Annotated in this window: 17 protein-coding genes; 5 read left to right on the forward strand and 12 right to left on the reverse strand. The window is 65.1% G+C overall.

The genetic code is table 11. The annotated features are described in order from the left end of the window. Positions 1 to 187: hypothetical protein (locus ABDB81_RS14720; RefSeq protein WP_346811798.1), on the forward strand; the 187-nt coding region annotated here is incomplete at its 5' end. A 77-nt stretch (positions 188 to 264) separates the two neighbouring features. Here the strand turns inward: ABDB81_RS14720 and ABDB81_RS14725 are convergent. After that, complete coding sequence (locus ABDB81_RS14725; protein WP_346811800.1) at positions 265 to 1,041, reverse strand: enoyl-CoA hydratase; 777 nt, start codon at positions 1,039 to 1,041, stop codon at positions 265 to 267. 276 nt (positions 1,042 to 1,317) lie between these two features. Here ABDB81_RS14725 and paaG point away from each other — a divergent pair, with 276 nt between their 5' ends. From paaG to paaK, 3 genes are all read left to right on the forward strand, one after another. Continuing rightward, positions 1,318 to 2,157, forward strand: coding sequence for a 2-(1,2-epoxy-1,2-dihydrophenyl)acetyl-CoA isomerase PaaG (gene paaG, locus ABDB81_RS14730; RefSeq protein ID WP_346811802.1), 840 nt, complete (start codon positions 1,318 to 1,320; stop codon positions 2,155 to 2,157). A gap of 42 nt (positions 2,158 to 2,199) precedes the next feature. After that, on the forward strand, positions 2,200 to 2,640 hold the full coding sequence (paaI, locus tag ABDB81_RS14735; RefSeq protein ID WP_160473008.1) for a hydroxyphenylacetyl-CoA thioesterase PaaI: 441 nt from the start codon (positions 2,200 to 2,202) through the stop codon (positions 2,638 to 2,640). A 69-nt stretch (positions 2,641 to 2,709) separates the two neighbouring features. Beyond that, complete coding sequence (gene paaK / locus ABDB81_RS14740) at positions 2,710 to 4,014, forward strand: phenylacetate--CoA ligase PaaK (protein ID WP_160473009.1); 1,305 nt, start codon at positions 2,710 to 2,712, stop codon at positions 4,012 to 4,014. Here paaK and norR read toward each other — a convergent pair. Next, positions 3,915 to 5,555 (reverse strand): nitric oxide reductase transcriptional regulator NorR, encoded by a 1,641-nt coding sequence (gene norR, locus ABDB81_RS14745; RefSeq protein WP_137928547.1) that lies wholly within the window; start codon positions 5,553 to 5,555, stop codon positions 3,915 to 3,917. The genes paaK and norR overlap by 100 nt on opposite strands. Positions 5,556 to 5,710: 155 nt before the next feature. On the opposite strand from norR, the gene ABDB81_RS14750 reads away from it, so the two are divergent. Then, on the forward strand, positions 5,711 to 7,999 hold the full coding sequence (locus ABDB81_RS14750; RefSeq protein ID WP_346811805.1) for a nitric-oxide reductase large subunit: 2,289 nt from the start codon (positions 5,711 to 5,713) through the stop codon (positions 7,997 to 7,999). A gap of 115 nt (positions 8,000 to 8,114) precedes the next feature. Here ABDB81_RS14750 and cobA read toward each other — a convergent pair whose 3' ends face one another. The 10 genes from cobA to ABDB81_RS14800 all read right to left on the reverse strand — a co-directional run bounded on the left by cobA (position 8,115) and on the right by ABDB81_RS14800 (position 17,251). Continuing rightward, positions 8,115 to 8,969, reverse strand: coding sequence for a uroporphyrinogen-III C-methyltransferase (gene cobA, locus ABDB81_RS14755; protein WP_346811807.1), 855 nt, complete (start codon positions 8,967 to 8,969; stop codon positions 8,115 to 8,117). A gap of 12 nt (positions 8,970 to 8,981) precedes the next feature. Then, positions 8,982 to 10,460, reverse strand: coding sequence for a cytochrome D1 domain-containing protein (locus tag ABDB81_RS14760; RefSeq protein ID WP_346811809.1), 1,479 nt, complete (start codon positions 10,458 to 10,460; stop codon positions 8,982 to 8,984). After that, positions 10,457 to 11,620, reverse strand: coding sequence for a heme d1 biosynthesis radical SAM protein NirJ (nirJ, locus tag ABDB81_RS14765; RefSeq protein WP_346811811.1), 1,164 nt, complete (start codon positions 11,618 to 11,620; stop codon positions 10,457 to 10,459). The genes ABDB81_RS14760 and nirJ overlap by 4 nt, the downstream gene beginning before the upstream one ends. Further along, on the reverse strand, positions 11,613 to 12,179 hold the full coding sequence (locus tag ABDB81_RS14770; RefSeq protein WP_160473014.1) for an Lrp/AsnC family transcriptional regulator: 567 nt from the start codon (positions 12,177 to 12,179) through the stop codon (positions 11,613 to 11,615). The genes nirJ and ABDB81_RS14770 overlap by 8 nt, the downstream gene beginning before the upstream one ends. Positions 12,180 to 12,189: 10 nt before the next feature. Further along, the gene (locus tag ABDB81_RS14775; protein ID WP_160473015.1) at positions 12,190 to 12,672 is read right to left on the reverse strand and encodes an Lrp/AsnC family transcriptional regulator; all 483 of its coding nucleotides are present in this window, start codon (positions 12,670 to 12,672) and stop codon (positions 12,190 to 12,192) included. After that, positions 12,669 to 13,652, reverse strand: a complete 984-nt coding sequence (locus tag ABDB81_RS14780) for an Lrp/AsnC family transcriptional regulator (protein WP_137927760.1) — start codon at positions 13,650 to 13,652, stop codon at positions 12,669 to 12,671. The genes ABDB81_RS14775 and ABDB81_RS14780 overlap by 4 nt, the downstream gene beginning before the upstream one ends. A 5-nt stretch (positions 13,653 to 13,657) precedes the next feature. Beyond that, positions 13,658 to 14,836, reverse strand: a complete 1,179-nt coding sequence (locus ABDB81_RS14785; protein ID WP_346811830.1) for a cytochrome D1 domain-containing protein — start codon at positions 14,834 to 14,836, stop codon at positions 13,658 to 13,660. After that, positions 14,836 to 15,159 carry a cytochrome c gene (locus ABDB81_RS14790; protein WP_346811832.1) on the reverse strand — a complete coding sequence of 108 codons (324 nt, stop codon included), beginning with the start codon at positions 15,157 to 15,159 and terminating at the stop codon, positions 14,836 to 14,838. The genes ABDB81_RS14785 and ABDB81_RS14790 overlap by 1 nt, the downstream gene beginning before the upstream one ends. Before the next feature lie 36 nt (positions 15,160 to 15,195). Continuing rightward, the gene (locus tag ABDB81_RS14795) at positions 15,196 to 15,510 is read right to left on the reverse strand and encodes a c-type cytochrome (RefSeq protein WP_137927758.1); all 315 of its coding nucleotides are present in this window, start codon (positions 15,508 to 15,510) and stop codon (positions 15,196 to 15,198) included. Between the two features lie 109 nt (positions 15,511 to 15,619). Then, positions 15,620 to 17,251: a nitrite reductase gene (locus ABDB81_RS14800; protein WP_346811814.1), complete on the reverse strand. Its 1,632-nt coding sequence runs from the start codon at positions 17,249 to 17,251 to the stop codon at positions 15,620 to 15,622. Between the last annotated feature and the right edge of the window lie 410 nt (positions 17,252 to 17,661).

Genomic DNA, 17,661 nt, shown 5'->3' on the forward strand with positions numbered 1-17,661 from the left:
GCAAAACCCCGCAACCCCCGCCACTGCTGCCCCGCAACCCTTGTCCCTGCTGCGTTTGCAGCGCGGTTTGTGTTGCGAGGGGGCGAATATTAAGACCGATTCGGAAGCTTTGCAACACGTATGTCACGGAGCCGTGGAGCGGAATTGGGATTATGCAGTTCAAGCCATTGATTTGAAAGGAAAGTAGGGCTGGAAATTAATTCTCCAGCCCCGCAAATACCCTACTGATCACCTCGGGTATTCCCTAGATTTGGCATCCCGACATCATTGATGACGGAAATTGGGTGCCCTTTTCTCCACAAAAGCGGCCATGCCTTCCTTCTGGTCCTCCGTGGCGAAGGTGGAGTGGAAAAGTCGACGCTCGAAGTGGACGCCTTCGTTGAGTGTTGTCTCATAGGCGGCGTTGACCGACTCCTTGATCATCATGACCACGGGGAGCGAGAAGCCCGCGATGGTGTCGGCCGCAGCGAGGGCGTCTTCGAGCAGCTTGTCTGCCGGCACCACGCGCGAGACCAGTCCGGCGCGTTCCGCTTCGGCGGCATCCATCATGCGGGCGGTCAGGCACAGGTCCATGGCCTTGGCCTTGGATACCGCGCGGGGCAGTCGCTGCGTACCGCCAGCGCCGGGCATCGTGCCGAGCTTGACCTCGGGCTGGCCGAACTTGGCGGTGTCGGCGGCAATGACGATATCGCACATCATGGCCAGCTCGCACCCGCCGCCCAGCGCATAGCCGGCCACGGCGGCAATCACGGGCTTGCGGATGCGGCGGATCGTTTCCCAGTTCCGGGTGATGTAGTCACCCTTGTAGACATCCATATAGGAATACTTCGCCATCATGCCGATATCGGCGCCGGCGGCAAACGCGCGCTCGCTGCCGGTGATGACGATGCAGCCGATCGCCTCGTCGGCGTCGAAAGCGGTCAGGGCCGCGCCCAGTTCGTCCATCAGGGCGTCATTGAGGGCGTTCAACGCTTTCGGGCGGTTCAGCGTCACCAGCCCGACGCGGCCGCGGGTCTCCACCAGGATGTTCTCGTACGACATGTCTTCTCCTATCGTTGGGGGCGTCTTAGATTGCGGATCGATACTCCACTGCTGCCGTGGCAGCGGTCAAGGCGGCGTGTGCCGCCAGGCGGATCGACTTGGCAATATCGCGACGGATGATCCGGCACAGTTGCCAGACATATTGCGCCCCGCGCCCATCCCCTCTATTATTTGCCGACCGTCCGGTCGGTTTATTTAACAGGCGCGCATGCTATCTACAATGGCTCATGCGACGCTTCGTGGACAAAGACCCACACCATCGACCTGGAGAACAACATGGCGCAGGAGACAACCATGCCCCCCACCCCGGCGCAATGCGCGCGCGGCACCATTGAATCCGGACCGATCCTGCTGCGCTGGCAGGCTGACGTGGCCGTGGTCACGCTGAATCGCCCCGACAAGCTCAACAGCTTTACGCGCGAGATGCATCGTGTGCTGGTGCAGGCGATTGATCAGGTCGAAGCCGGTGGCGCCCGGGCGCTGCTGCTGACTGGCGCCGGCCGTGGTTTCTGCGCGGGGCAGGATCTTGCCGATCTGGACTTCACGCCCGAGAACGCCACCGACCTCGGCGAACTGATCGATACCTGGTTCAATCCGCTGATCCGCCGGCTGCAGGCACTGCCGTTGCCGGTGCTGGCCGCCGTGAACGGAACGGCCGCCGGGGCCGGGGCGAACCTGGCGCTGGCATGCGACATCGTGCTGGCCGCGCGGTCCGCCAGCTTTATCCAGGCATTCGTCAAGATTGGCCTCGTGCCGGACTCCGGCGGCACCTGGCTACTACCGAAGCGGCTGGGCATGGCGCGCGCGATGGGACTGGCCATGACTGGCGATCGGCTAACTGCCGACGACGCCGAGAAATGGGGCCTGATCTGGGAAGTCATGGACGATCCGCTGTTGCCTGAACAGGCCATGGCACTCGCCACGCACCTCGCCTCGCAGCCCACGCGCGCGCTGGCCGCCATCAAGCAGAGTTTCCGGGCCAGCGCCACGAACACGCTCGATGCGCAGCTCGATCTCGAACGTGACCTTCAGCGCGAGCTTGGCCGGTCGCACGACTACACGGAAGGCGTAAATGCCTTTCTCGAAAAGCGCGCGCCGCATTTCACTGGCGCCTGAACAGCAAACGGTTCAACTGATTCCTTCGGGAAGGAGTGTCGCTTGACTCAAGATCCCCAGGCTTTGGCCGAGGCCGCCGCCCGCGCCATGTACGAATCCGACGCATGCAGCCGCTGGCTTGGCATTTCCGTCGATGCAGTGCGGCCCGGCTATGCCCGGCTGTCGATGACTGTGCGGCCGGAATTCCTGAACGGCCATGCGATCTGCCACGGCGGGTTGATGTTCACGCTGGCCGATTCTGCCTTCGCCTTTGCCTGCAACAGCCACAACATCAACACCGTGGCGTCGGGCTGCTCGATCGAGTTCCTGCGGCCCGTGCAGGGCGGCGACGTGCTGACCGCCGAGGCCGAGGAGCAGATCCTGTCCGGCCGGCACGGCATCTACGATATCAAAGTGACCAATCGAGCCGGAGAGCCGGTGGCGATGTTCCGCGGCAAGTCGGCCCAGATCAAGGGCCATGTGGTCCCGCCGCCCGACGCATAAATCTCTCGCACTGGCACAGCTTTCCCCCGCGCCAACGTAGCGCACCGATCCCGGAATGTGGAGACATCGATGAGTACCCGCCCCACCGATCTGCCGCTCGAGCCGATCGAGCACGCCAGCCGAGCCGAACTGCAGGCGCTGCAGCTTGATCGCCTGAAATGGTCGCTGCGCCATGCCTATGACAACTCGCCCGTCTATCGGCGCAAGTTCGATGAGGCCGGCGTCCATCCGGATCAGGTGCAGTCGCTGGCCGATCTCGCGCGATTCCCGCTCACCACGAAGAAGGATCTGCGCGACCACTACCCGTTCGGCATGTTCGCCGTGCCACAGGACCGTATCGCGCGCATCCACGCATCGTCGGGCACCACGGGCAAGCCCACGGTGGTGGGTTATACGCTGAAGGACATCGATACCTGGGCTACGGTGATGGCGCGGTCGATCCGGGCGTCAGGTGCGCGGCGTGGCGACAAGGTGCATATCAGCTACGGCTACGGCCTGTTTACGGGCGGTCTCGGTGCGCACTACGGTGTGGAGAAAGCCGGGCTCACCGCGATTCCGTTTGGCGGCGGCCAGACCGAGCGGCAGGTGCAGTTGATCCAGGACTTCAAGCCCGAGATCATCATGGTGACGCCAAGCTACATGCTGGCGATTGCCGACGAGCTGGAGCGCCAGGGCATCGACCCGGCCTCCACGTCGCTGCGCATCGGCATCTTCGGGGCCGAGCCCTGGACGCCCGAGATGCGCACGGCCATCGAGAAGCGCATGAATATCTCCGCCGTCGATATCTATGGGCTGTCGGAAGTCATGGGACCTGGCGTGGCCAACGAATGTGCCGAGACCAAGGACGGCCCTACTATCTGGGAAGACCACTTCTATCCCGAGATCATCGATCCCGACACCGGCGAGGTGCTGCCCGATGGCGAGTTCGGCGAACTGGTTTTCACATCGCTGACCAAAGAAGCAATGCCCGTGGTGCGCTATCGCACGCGCGACCTGACGCGGCTGCTACCCGGCACCGCGCGCGCCGCGTTCCGGCGCATGGAGAAGATCACGGGCCGCACGGACGACATGATGATTGTGCGTGGCGTGAATGTCTTTCCGTCGCAGATCGAGGAACTGATCCTCAAGCACGGCGAACTGGCGCCGCATTACCAGTGCGTGCTGAACAAGGACGGCCCGCTCGATACGCTCACTGTCCGCGTGGAATGCGCCCATGGCGCCGATCCGTCGGTGGCCGGCCAGGCGCAGGCGATGCTGGCACACGATATCAAGTCCTATATCGGCGTGTCGGCGGGTATCGAGATCCTGCCCGAAGGCGGTGTGGAGCGATCCGTGGGCAAGGCGCGACGGATCGTGGACAACCGACCGCGCTGAAGGGCATCGCGCTTGTAGCCCAGTCGGCCGGCCAGTTTGTGCAAATTGCTGGCGTCCACACCCAGCAACCGCGCGGCCTGCGCCCAGTTGCCGTCCTGCGCAGCGAGTGCCTGTTCGATACAGGCACGCTGGCAGGCATCCACGGCTTCGCGCAGCGTCATGCCTGCGTCCGCGATCTGAACGGGAGGCGCGGGGGGCGCGGCGGACGGATCCGAAATCGAATCCGCGAACAGGTCGGCAAAAAGGTCCGCATCCAGCGTCACGATGTCGGTGCGGCTCGCGCCCCGGCTGACGCACTTCAGCGCGGCGCGGCTGATCACGTGCTCCAGTTCTCGCACATTGCCCGGCCAGGGATAGCGCCGCAGCGCCACCTGCGCCGTGGCGGACAACCGCAGGCTGCGCAGCCCCAGCCGCGCCCGATTCAGTTCGAGGAAGTGTCCGGCCAGCAGGAGCACGTCGTTGCCGCGCTCGCGCAGCGTCGGTATCGGGATTGGATAGACGGACAGCCGGTGATAGAGATCGGCGCGGAACGACCCGGCCCGCACCAAATCGCGCAGGTGCCGGTTCGTGGCGGCGATCACCCGCACATCCACGCGGCGCGGCCGGTCAGACCCCAGCCGCTGGATCTCGCCGTTCTGCAGCGTCCGCAACAGCTTGGCCTGGATCGATAGCGGTAACTCCCCCACCTCGTCGAGGAACAGCGTGCCACCGTCAGCGGCTTCGAAGCGGCCCGGCCGGTCGCCCGTTGCGCCGGAGAACGCGCCGCGCGCATGGCCGAACAGTTCGCTCTCGGCCAAGGATTCCGGCAACGCCGCGCAGTTCACGTGGATCAGCGCACGATTGCGGCGCCGCGACAGCCGATGCAGCCGGTGCGCGAACAATTCCTTGCCCACGCCCGTTTCGCCGAGCAGCAGCACCGGCAGCTCCGAGTCGGCCACCACCCGCAGTTCGTGCAGCAGATGGCTCACGGCTTCGCTCTGGCCGATGATCTCGCCGTCGTCGCGTATTGCCTCGCCTGCAGGCGCCTCCGTACGTCCTAGCCGCAGTGCGCGATTCTCGGCTTCGAGCCGCGACATACGGATGGCTGCCTCGATTGTCGGGATCAGCCGGCGCAGTGCCGCCTGCGCAGCCGCAGTGAACGTGCCCACTTGCAACGCATCGAGTGTCAGCACGCCCCACGGCTTGCCCTCGACGTGGAGGCTGACGCCCATGCAGTCGTGCACGGGCAGCGGCTCTCCCACGTGCTCGTCGATCAGGCCGTCGTAAGGATCGGGCAGCACGCTGTCGTGATCGAAACAGGTCACATCGCGCCGGGCCAGGATAACTGCGAGCCGGGGGTGCAGTCCGGTGGCAAAGCGACGACCCAGTGCGTCGCGGACCAGGCCGTCCACTGCCACGGGCCGCAGATGGTCTTCCTCCTGCTGGAGCAATGCCACGGCGCCGCAACGGAATTGCGCGCGCAGGCCCACCACCAGCCGCTGCATGCGCTCGGCCTGCGGCAAATCCGCCGAGAGATCCGCCATGAGACGTTCGCCAATCATGGTTGAAAAAACCCTTCCATGGTTAATTTCACCGCGTCCGGGTATGGTTCAAATCACCATGGAGCGCGGCAAATCATTGAATTTCCGATGCATTTGTTCCGGCACAAGATTCGCACAGGATGCGCCGACATCTGTTGCGAAGGAACAAATCCATCATGGGTCCCTACAAGAAACTATGGTTCACGCTGATCGCCGTGCTGGCGATCACCTTTTCGCTACTCGGCTACTACGGCGTGGAGGTCTACCGTCAGCAGCCGCCGATCCCCGCCAAGGTCGTCACGGTCGATGGCGTCACGCTGTTCACATCCGAGGACATCCTCGACGGACAGACCGCATGGCAATCGGTCGGCGGCATGCAGCTCGGTTCGGTCTGGGGCCACGGTGCCTACCAGGCGCCGGACTGGACCGCCGACTGGCTGCATCGCGAACTCACCGCCTGGCTGGACCTGGCCGCACGCGAGCGCCACGCAAAGGACTACGCCTCGCTCGACGTGGGTGAACGCGCCGCCTTGCGGGCAGAACTCAAGGCCGAGTACCGTGGCAATCAGGCTGACGTCGCAACGAACGTGCTGACCGTATCGGAGCGTCGGGCCAAGGCCATCGCGCTCACTGCCAACTACTACTCGCGCTTGTTCTCCGATGCGCCAGAACTGCGCACCAGTCGCGAGAGCTTTGCGATGAAGGAGAACACGCTGCCATCGGCGGAGCGTCGGGCCAGCCTGACGCAGTTCTTCTTCTGGACGGCCTGGGTGGCAGCCACCGAGCGCCCCGGCCACACGGCCACGTACACGAACAACTGGCCGCACGAGCCGCTGATCGACAACCGGCCTACCGCCGAGAACGTGGTCTGGTCGATCACCAGCGTGGTGGTGCTGCTGGCCGGCGTGGGGCTACTGATCTGGGCGTGGGCGTTCCTGCGCGAAAAGGAGGCCCCACTGCCTGCGCCTCCGGCACGCGATCCGCTGACGACCTTTGCCCTGACACCCTCGCAACGGGCGCTTGGCAAGTACCTGTTCCTGGTGGTGGCGCTGTTCGCCTTCCAGGTGCTGATCGGCGGCTTCACCGCGCACTACACGGTCGAAGGACAGAAGTTCTACGGCGTGGATGTCTCGCAGTGGTTCCCATACGCACTGACGCGCACCTGGCATATCCAGAGTGCGCTGTTCTGGATCGCCACCGGGTTCCTGGCCGCCGGCTTGTTCCTGGCGCCGCTGATCAACGGCGGCAAGGACCCGAAGTTCCAGCGGCTGGGCGTCGATGTCCTGTTCTGGGCACTGGTCATCGTGGTGGTGGGCTCGTTTGTGGGCAACTACCTGGCCATCGCGCAGAAGATGCCGGCGAACCTGAACTTCTGGCTCGGCCATCAGGGGTACGAGTACGTGGACCTGGGACGCCTGTGGCAAATCGGCAAGCTGGCCGGTATCGTCATCTGGCTGGTGCTGATGATGCGCTGCATCGCGCCTGCCCTGCGCGCGCGCGGCACGGGCGACAAGAACCTGCTGGCGCTGCTCACCTCTTCGGTGATCGCCATCGGTCTGTTCTACGGCGCGGGATTGTTCTACGGCGAGCGCACCAGCCTGACCGTGATGGAGTACTGGCGCTGGTGGGTGGTCCACCTGTGGGTGGAAGGCTTCTTCGAAGTATTCGCCACCACGGCGCTGGCCTTCATCTTCTCGACTCTTGGGCTGGTCTCGCGCCCGATGGCCACTGCCGCGAGCCTGGCGTCGGCATCGCTGTTCATGCTCGGTGGCATTCCGGGCACGTTCCACCATCTCTACTTTGCCGGCACCACCACGCCCGTGATGGCGATTGGCGCCACGTTCTCTGCGCTGGAAGTCATGCCGTTGATCGTACTCGGCCACGAAGCCTGGGAAAACTGGCGCCTGAAAGCCCGCGCACCGTGGATGGACGCCCTGCGCTGGCCGGTGATGTGCTTCACCGCCGTGGCGTTCTGGAACATGCTGGGCGCTGGCGTCTTCGGCTTCATGATCAACCCGCCGATCTCGCTTTACTACGTGCAGGGCCTGAACACCACCCCCGTCCACGCCCATGCGGCACTGTTCGGGGTCTACGGCTTCCTGGCACTCGGCTTCACGCTGCTGGTGCTGCGTTATGTGCGGCCTTCCTACGTGTTGAACTCGCGGCTGATGTCGATGGCCTTCTGGAGCCTCAACGGCGGACTGGTGCTGATGATCGCCACGAGCCTGTTGCCGATCGGGATCATCCAGGCACTGGCAAGCATCAACGAAGGGCTCTGGTATGCGAGGAGCGAAGCGTTCGTGCAGCAGCCACTGCTGCAGACCTTGCGATGGGTGCGAACGTTTGGGGATGTGGTGTTTCTGGTGGGGGCGTTGATGTTTGTCTGGGTGGTGGTGAAGGGTGTGGTGGGGCGCAGCCCGACGGTTGTCTCCCCTCTCCCGCTCGCGGGAGAGGGGCGGGGGTGAGGGCTGGCGGCACAAACCGCGGCTTGTGGAAATTTGCGCTGCTGGCCCTCACCCCCAACCCCTCTCCCACTGCGCGGGAGAGGGGAGCAAAACGAGAGGTGTGAATACGCGTCAGCTATGTAACAGCGGGGAGCAAAACAGCCGGAAGCGGTGAGAACACCGGCGGCAAATCAGCCAGTGTCAGCACCTCCGGCGCGGACGCTTTCGTTACGGGCACCGTTCCCACGACGTCGCCGATCAGGATGATGGCCGGGCTTTCGAGTCCGGCTGCGATCGCGTCCGCCAGCGTGAGCAGCGTGCCCGTCCACTGCCGTTCATCGCTGCAACTCGCCTGCATGACCACCGCTGCGGGCGTGTCAGGACGCATGCCTGCCCGTAGCAGCGCATCGCGAATCGAGGCGATCCTGAGCATCCCCATGTAGATCACGAGCGTGGTGCCGCTGGCGGTCAGCGCGCGCCAGTCCGGATCGCCATCGCCGCGCGTGTGGGCGGTCACAAATGTCACGCCGTGGCAATGTGCGCGATGGGTCAGTGCGATGCCCAGTGACTGCGCGGCTGCCACGCCACTGCTAATGCCGTTGACCACCTCCACCTCGATACCATGCCCACGCAGGAACGCGGCTTCCTCGCCACCGCGGCCGAATGTCAGCGGATCGCCACCTTTCACGCGCGCCACGCAGCGTCCTGCCCGTGCGTGCTCCAGTGTCAGCGCCTGGATACTTGTCTGGCTGACCGAGCACCGCCCCCCGCGCTTGCCCACGGGCACCATCTGTGTGCCGGGGCTCGCGTAGTTCTGGATCGAGGCCGGCACGAGATCATCCACCAGCCACACCTGTGCCTCGGCTAGCGCACGAACGGCCTTCACCGTCACCAATTCCGGGTCACCCGGTCCCACGCCGACGAGCCAGACCTTTCCGGGCTGCTGGACACCGCCCTCGTTCCGCTCCTTGATATCGCTCGCATTCATCATCGTTCATCCATTTCAGTGACTCGTCCCCGAAGAGCGCGTGGTCTTGTTGAAGACGTTGTACTTGCCGACCGGCCGGTCCATCGGCAGCCGCTTGACTTCGCGCAGCGTGGCCGCGTCGTAGACAACGATGGCGCCATCGGGCTCCATCAGGCTGACTAGCGCGTAGCGGCCATCGCGCGTGAATTCGACATGCGCGGCGGTACGACCCGGCGACGGTGTCACGGTGCCCACCACTTTCAGCATCTGCTTGTCGATGATCTGCAGGGTGTCGCGGCGCGGACTCATCATCGCGTCGGTCCACGCGTAGGGTGTGGCCTCGTGGCTGCGAATGAAGAAGCCCGGGCCGTTAGTGGGAATCGTCGCCACGGTCTGCCAGCTCTCCATGTCGATCACACTGAGCTGGCCCATTTTCAGGTTGGGCGAGGCCATCACCTCCCGGCCGCCGCGATACCAGGTGATGCCGCTGCCGAGGTGCGGCATGCCGCTCAATGCGAGGTCCGCGACCTTGTGCCCGGCGTCGAGATCGATCACCTGCCCGCCACCCGCCCGAGACGCGCCCAGGATGTGCCGGTAAGGTTGATCGAAAAAGAAATCGTCGAGCACGGTATCCAGGGCGATGACGCGCGGCTCCAGCGTGGCATAGGGGATCTCCCAGACCTCGGGGATATCGCGTAGCGCAGCGATAAAGGATTTTCGCGGCGCGGCGTCATAGACGGCTGACACCCGTGACGAGGCCCCGCCCTTCCCCACCACGGGATAGATCCGTGCGAGCGAAAGATCGTCGGCACGCAACAGCACCATCGTCTGCGGCAGCGTATTGCCGGCCATGACCCACTGGCCGTCGTCGCTGACGGCGACATTGCGCGTATTCAGCCCGACGCGGATTTCCGCCACGAGTGTCAGGTTCCACAGGTCGTACTTGCTGATCCATCCATCGCGGCTGGCTACGAAGACGAAGCGACCGTCTCGGCTGAACTTCGGACCGCCGTGCAAGGCAAAGCGCGTGGCGAATCGATGGATGGGTTCCAGCTTGTCGCCATCAAGCACATTCAGGTGATGGCTACCGGACTCCACCACGAGAAACAGGTTGAGCGGATCGGTGTCGAAGGCAGGCCGGCCCGGCAGGCTGCCTGACGCGTGGATCACCGTGCGCGACGCGCGGATATCGTCGGCTTCCCAGTGCGGCGTGGCTGCCGGCGCCGTGCGCAGCCAGGACACCAGTTGATCGAGCACTGGTTCGGACAACACACCGGCGAACCCCTGCATCTGCGTGGCGGGCCGGCCATGGCGCAGTACATCGCGCAGGGCATCGGGCTTCAGCCGCTCCAGGCTCTCGGGCAGCAGCGCCGGCCCCATGCCGCCCAGCCTGTCAGCGCCATGGCAATTGGCACAGTTCGCGCGATACACGGCGGCGAGGTCGGTGGTCTCCGCCGCGTGTGCCCCGCCGAGCGCCATGGCCACCCAGGCAAGACCGACAAGAAGCGCTTTCATCCGGCCACCTCCGCGCCGGGGGCCTCGGCGGTCTCGGCATCCAGCAGGTAGCAGCCCGGGTCCTCCGCCCAAGGATTACCACTGACCGCGTAGGCACGCACCCGCGTATTGCCATTGCAGATGTCGCGATGCAGGCACACGGCGCAGCGTCCTTCCAGTGGACGGGGACTGGCATTCAGTCCATGCATCAACGGATGATCCCGATCGCTCCAGATGTCGGCAAACGCGCGCTCGCGCACATCGCCAATCGTCACATGCCACCACATCGTGTCCGGATGCACGCGGCCGAGATTGTCGATATTCGCCACGCCCACGCCGGTGGCGTTGCCGCCCCAGTTCACCAGCCGCTGCCGCATGTCGGCAAGCCGACCTGGCTGGCGCCGCGCGATCCAGTACAGCAGCGCCACACCGTCGGCATCGTTGTTACCGGTCACGAAATCGCCAGCGTCGCCGCGCAGCGTTCGCTCCCACACATAGTCGAACAGCCAGTCCACCGCCACTCGTGTGTGGGCGTGATGCGCATCGTCGGCGCGATGGCTGCTGCCCCGCCCCGCATAGTTGAAATGCGAGAGATAGAACTTGTCGATGCCCTCGCCTTCCGTCAGCGCCACCACGTCGGGCAGCTCATCGGCGTTGGCTTCGGTCAAAGTCATACGTACCCCCACGCGCAGGCCGGCCGCCTTGGCCGCGCGCAAGCCGGTCAAGGCCTGATCGAACGCGCCCACGCTGCGCCGGAAGCGATCATGCGTATCGCGCAGCCCATCGAAGCTGATGCCCACATAGTCGAATCCAGAGGCCATCAGGCGTGTGGCGTGATGATCATCGAGCAGCGTCCCGTTCGTCGACAGCGACAGATGAAAGCCCAGCAGCTTGGCTTGTGCGGCGATGTCGTAGAGGTCCTGGCGCAGCAGTGGCTCGCCGCCGGACAGGATCAGCGCCGGCACTCTGGCCGCCTTGAGTTGATGCAGCACGGCAAGCGCTTCCTGCGTCGACAATTCGCCCTTGAAATCCGTATCCGCCGATGTCGAGTAGCAGTGCTTGCAGTTGAGATTGCAGCGCCGCACCAGATTCCAGATCACCACCGGACCCGCCGCCCTGCGCCTCGGTGCCACAGGCCCGCCGTCGCGCAGTGCCTCCATGAAACGGGACAGCCTAAACATGGTTGCCCCTCCGGGAAGCCGGCAGTCGCAAGCCTGTCTTCTTGAGGATGCGGGTGGACCACAGCACGTCGTGCGCGCGGCAGGCATCGCCCAGCAACACGCGGATTTCCTCCACCTGCGGCATGGCCTGCTCGCGCGACCGCGCATGTACCATCGCGAACAGGTTGTAGGGCCAGCCGGGCTGACGCCTGGGCCGCAGATAGCAGTGGCTCACAAACGGCAGCGCGCCCACCTGCTCGCCTAGTTCCCCGGCCCGGGCGTCATCCACATTCCACACCGTCATCCCGTTGGCCCGCCATCCCAGCGCATAGTGGTTCGGTACGGCGGCAATCCGGCGCAGCACACCCGCATCGCGCAGCGCGACAAAGCGCGCGAGCACCTCCTCTCCCTGCAGGCCAAGCGGTTCGCCCAGCACGCGCCAGGGCTCCGCGACGAGGGGCAGGCCACCCTGCGTGGCCGCGATCAGGGCCCGGTCGATGGCGTCGAAGGTATGGGCGGCTGCGAGGCCGGATGAGTCGGTATGTTTCGGAACGTGGACGATGCGGGACGCTTGCGGCATTGCTGGATGGCTAAACGGGTAGATACAGGTTGACGAAGAACTCGCGCTTCTTGGGGAATGGCAGGATGTCGATGTCCGCGCGAGCGGCAATGCGCACGAGCGTGTCCGGAACATCGGACTTGTTTGCCACCGCGACCACGAACCAGAGATTCAGGTGATGGGTACGCTCGTAGTGGTGGGCAACTTCCGGAAAGGCATTGATTGCGGCGATAACTGCTTCGAGCCGATGTGCGGGCGCGTGGCACGCGCACAGCACGAACTGGCCGCCGGCCTGTTCGATCTGGAACAGCGGTCCGAAGCGCGTCAGCACGCCGCGCGCCAGCAGCGCGTGCAACCGCTTGAGCAATTCCGCCTCGACGATGCCCAGCGATCTGGCCGCATCGGCATACGGGTGCGGTGTCAGCGGCAGACCTTTTTGCAGCGCGTTGACGATGCGGCGATCAATGGGATCGAGCCAGGCAGGCGGCCGGCCCGGCGTGTGGACAGGATTCATCCCGGCGTCGCCTCCCAGCTGTAACGGGTGCCGCGCTGCCGGTAGCAGGTGCCGCTGCGCAGCACCACGCCGGGCATCGGCGCCATGCCTGCCTCGCGATCAAACAGGTCCAGCGCTGCCTGCAGCTCAGGCTCGCTCCGCGCGTGGACCATCGCAAACAGGTTGTAGCGCCAGACCGGCTCCCGTCGTGTCCGGCAGTAGCAGAGGTTGACCGGCGCCACACCGGCAAGGCGGATGCCAACCTTGTCCACGCAATCGTCGGGCACATCCCACGCGCACATTGCGTTGTGACGGAAGCCGAACGGCCGGTGATGGAGGATCGCGCCAAAGCGGCGGATCACGCCGCTCGCACGCCATTGCGCGATGCGCGTCAGCACCCTGTGCAGCGGCACCCCGCACTGCCGTGCCAATGCATGAAACGGCTCCGGCGTCAGGGGCAAGCCCGTTTCAAGCGCAGCCACAAGACGCCATTCGTCATCGTCGAGGAGCGTCGCCGCCGGTGGTTGCATGCGCCGGCGGCTCCTGCGGGAACGCGCGCCCGAGATCGGAAAGCCCAGGTCGATGTGGTACTCGCGCTCCATCGGCAGATCCAGCGGCATCTGGCCCACGTCGGAGGCGATGCGCAACAGCAGCGTGTCGAGCGCGGCCCGGTGGCGCGCGCCGGCGACGAACCAGAGGTTGTAGCGATGACCGCTGCGCGCGTAGTTGTGGCTCACCGCGCCGTAGGCATTGACGCGCGCCGCCACCTCCTCGAGTTCGGACGGCGGCACGGCCAACGCGGCCAACGTGCTGGTGCCGATCACGTTGGGGGCAAAGACCGCGCCGATCCGGCTGATACGCCCCGCGCCCACATCGCGCGCCAGCACGCTCAGCACGGCGTGCTCCGACAAATCCATCGTCGCCCCCGCGCTGCGGAAGGGCCTGGGCTCGATGGGCAGATCGCGTTGGAGGCGGTCGTAAAAGCGTTGCTCGTCGAACATGGTGGTCACATGCCCATGCGCTGGGCGCGTGCGGTGAAAAAGATGCCCGAAGGCTGGTCAGCCGGCAGGGTCGCCACGCGTTCGAAAGTGGCGGTGTCGTAAATCTCCACGCGGTTGTCGTCCCGGCACGGAAGCCACAGCGATTCGCCCTTCGGGGTGAACTCCATGTGCAGCACGCCCCGGCAAGGCGTGAGTGTCTTGACCACGCTGCGCGTGACGGTGTCGATCACCTGCACGGTGTTGTTCTTCGGAAATGCAAAGTTCACCCAGACCTGGCGTCCGTCCGGGCGCGCCATCGCGAAGACCGGCTGCCCCGCCACGGCCACGCGGCCCGCTTCGCGCCAGTCATGCGCCGGATCTGCCACCAGCAGTTCGTGGCGCCCCACTGCTGGCAGCCACGCCTGCCCTTGCGCCATCGCCCAACCGCGCAGATGCGGCATCTTGTAGACAGGCAGCGGCGTCTCGCCCCGGCCATACCCCGACAGCACCTTGCGTGCCATCGGCGGCGTCTGCCAGAGATCGACCAGCGACAGGCCGTCCTCGCCGAACAGGCCCGCCAGGTACCAGCGGCCCTCGGGCGTTACCAGTCCATCGTAGGGCTGCTTGCCGGCAGCGAGCTTCGTGACAGTGGGCTTGCGTGGATCGGCGGCGTCGATGATCCAGATCTCGCCCGCTTCGAAAAGACTCGCAGCGAGACGCTGCCCGGGCAGATCGGCCAGACCGACCACCTTCGAGGGCCGGCCATCGCGTCCAATCGCCGGGATATCGGCCAGCAACGCAAGCGTGGCGGCATCGAACAGCTTGACCCCACCCGGTGCGTAGTTCTGCGCGGCCACCACGCGACCGTTCTGCAGGATGGCGCCGCCGATGCTGTTGCCCGCCTGCATGACCCGATGCGTGATGCGCATGCCGAGCAGGTCGACGCGCGTCAGGCCACCGTCGCGGCCGAACACATAGGCGTGGCGGCCATCGCGTGCGAACACTACGCTCGCGTGCGACAGATCGCCAAACCCCTCCACCGTACCGAGTCGCGTCATGCCGGAGGTCTCCACGATCTGGATGCGTCCGGATGCGCGCTCGATTACCACGCCGAGGTCGCCCGTTCCGCGCACGTTGACGGACGGCGCGGTCGAGCAAGCCGAGGCCACGCAGATTGCGCCAAGCCACAGCACCACTCGGCGCATCAGTCGTGCGAGATAGTGGCGGGCGAGGGGGTCGGCGGCGTGCCGGCCTGGAGTCGATCGATCAGCCATTGGGCTTCTTCCTGCGTCATGAACGGTTGCCAAGGCGGCATGGCAGTGCCGGGGCGGCCCAGCATCACCGTGGCCACAAGGCTGTCGCGTGGCTTGCCGGCCAATGCCGCAGCCGTCAGCGGCGAACCGAGTCCGCCCTGTAGCGTCATGCCGTGGCACGCGCCACAGTCATTGCGCAGCCAGCCGGCGAGTTGCGCCTGCCGTGCCGCCGATGGCTCGGCGTGTACGGCGGTGGCGACGGACACCATGCCCATCGCCAGCACGAGCGATGCCTTGCCCCGTGCCATGGATCAAAGTCCGAGCACCCATTTGGCCAGCGCATTCGCGTCGGCCTCGCTCACGGCGTTCGGCGGCATCGGAATACCGCCCCAGCGTCCGCTACTGCCTTTGAGGATGCTCTGCGCGACCTGGGCCGCGGCGCCCTTGTCGCCCTTGTACTTGGCGGCCACGTCCTTGTACGACGGCCCTAGCACCTTCTTGTCGACGGCGTGGCAAGCCATGCAGTTCTTGCTCTTGGCGAGTTCCAGGCTGGCATGTGCAGACAGGGGGAGCGCCAGAGCCGTCAGTGCGGTCATCGCCGTGCCAAGGACTTTTGCGGGATGCATGGTGTTCTCCTGAAATTTCGGATGGAAGGTGGAAGGCAGAGGATGGATTGGGCGTTGGGAGGAAACAGGCGCGCGCGGCGCCAGCCGTCCTCCCGTCCGGGCCAGCAAGTCAGTAGACGTCGTGCCGGGTGTTGTACGTGTTGAACTTGCCCGTGGGCGTGATCAGGCGCGGGTCCCGGATCACGGTCTTGAGCTTGCGGGTCCTGTCATCGACCACTACGAGCGCCGACTCCTGATCCTTGGTGCCCCAGACCGAGAACCACACCTCGTCTCCGGCATGGTTGTATTCCGCCTGCACCACGCGCTTGGCACCGTCGCCCTTGAGGTTGGCCCACTGCGCGATCGGCAGCACTTCGAATCCGCCATCGAGCCGCTTCGTGTCGAACACGGCCACCGACTGGTTGAGCTTGTTGTCGGGGTGGAACGGTGTATCGACCCAGAGGTTGCGAGACTTGGGATGCGTCTTGATGAAGAGCGAGCCACCGCCCTGCCCCTTGAGCGTCTGCACCACCTTCCACGCCTGCGCCTTGTGGCCCTCCGGATCGGTGCCGATCAGGCTGATCGTCTCGTCGCCAAGATGGCTCGTGGCCCAGACCGGCCCAAAGGTCGGATGGATGAAGTTGGCGCCCCGTCCGGGGTGTGGCGTCTTGCCCACGTCGACCAGCGCGGCCAGGCGATCCTCCTTGGTATCGACCACGGCGATCTTGTCCGAGGCGTTGGCGGCCACCAGGAAGTACCGCCCCGTGGAATCGAAGCCGCCGTCGTGGAGGAACTTCGCCGCGTCGATGGTCGTGGTCTTGAGGTTCTCCAGGTCCGCGTAGTTCACCATCAGGATCTTGCCGGTCTCCTTGGCATTGATGACGAACTCCGGATGGAAGTGGCTGGCAACGATGGACGCCACGCGCGGCTCGGGGTGATATTCGTTGTCCACGGTCATGCCGCGTGTGGACACCACCTTGAGCGGCTTGAGCGTCTCGCCTTCCATGATCACGTACTGCGGCGGCCAGTAGGCGCCCGCCACGGCGTACTTGTCTTCGTAACCCTTGTACTTGGAAGTCTCGACGGAACGCGCCTCCATCCCGATCTTCACCTCGGCCACGTTGTCGGGCCTGGGCAACCAGAGATCGATCAGGTTCAGGCGCGCATCGCGTCCGATCACGTACAGGTAGCGCCCTGACGCCGACATCCGCGAGATATGCACCGCGTAGCCGGTCTTGATGATGTTGATGATCTGCTTGCTGTCGCCGTCGATCAGGGCCACTTCCCCGGCATCGCGCAGCGTGACCGAGAACAGATTCTCCAGGTTGTAGCTGTTCATCTTGCGCGTGGGCCGCTTGCCCACCGGCATGATGTCCTTGCGCGATTTCTCGATATCCGCGAGGGAAAATTCCGGCGGGGTCGGTGGCTCCAACTGGACGTAGCGTGCCATCAGGTCCACGTCGGCATCGGACAGGTCACCCGAGGTGCCCCAGTTCGGCATGCCGGCCGGACTGCCGTACTTGATAAACGTCTTCAGGTATTCCGTGCCGCGCGCCACCGTGATGTCCGGCGTCAGCGCCTTGCCCGTGGCGCCGCGGCGCAGCACACCGTGGCAACCAGCACATCGCTCGAAGTAAATCTGTCGGGCCGTGTCGAACTCGCCGGCCGTCAACGTCGGCGGGGATGCCGCATGACCCTGGCCGATCCATAGGGCCAGCGGCAACGCCGCCAGCGCGGGGAACCTCCATCTCTTCGCCTTCATGATTCTTCTCTTGCGAGGGTGGGAAAAGCATTGGCGTGGTCAACACGTCCGATGCGCCCATCATCGGGATAAAGCGAGAAAGCGGGATTGATGGCAATCAACTGCCCGATAGGTCGGGTGGGAGTTCAGCGGAGAACGTTAGCGGCGGGGGTTTTTGGTCCGAAAGAGCTTCGGATACCGAGGGGTTTTTGGCTCCCCTCTCCTGCGGAGTGGGAGAGGGGTTGGGGGAGAGGGTCGGAGGGTCTGCTTGCTGACTTGTCGCAAATTGCACCGCGTTGGCACTCCCCCCCCCCCCGGCCCCCCCGGGGGGGGGGGGTGTGGGGGCCGTGGGTCGGAGGGTCTGCTTGCTGACTTGTCGCAAATTGCACCGCTTGCCCTCTCCCCCGCCCCTCTCCCGCAAGCGGGAGAGG

The sequence above is a fragment of the Cupriavidus sp. DL-D2 genome (assembly GCF_039710735.1).
In the GTDB taxonomy this organism is placed as follows: Bacteria; Pseudomonadota; Gammaproteobacteria; order Burkholderiales; family Burkholderiaceae; genus Cupriavidus.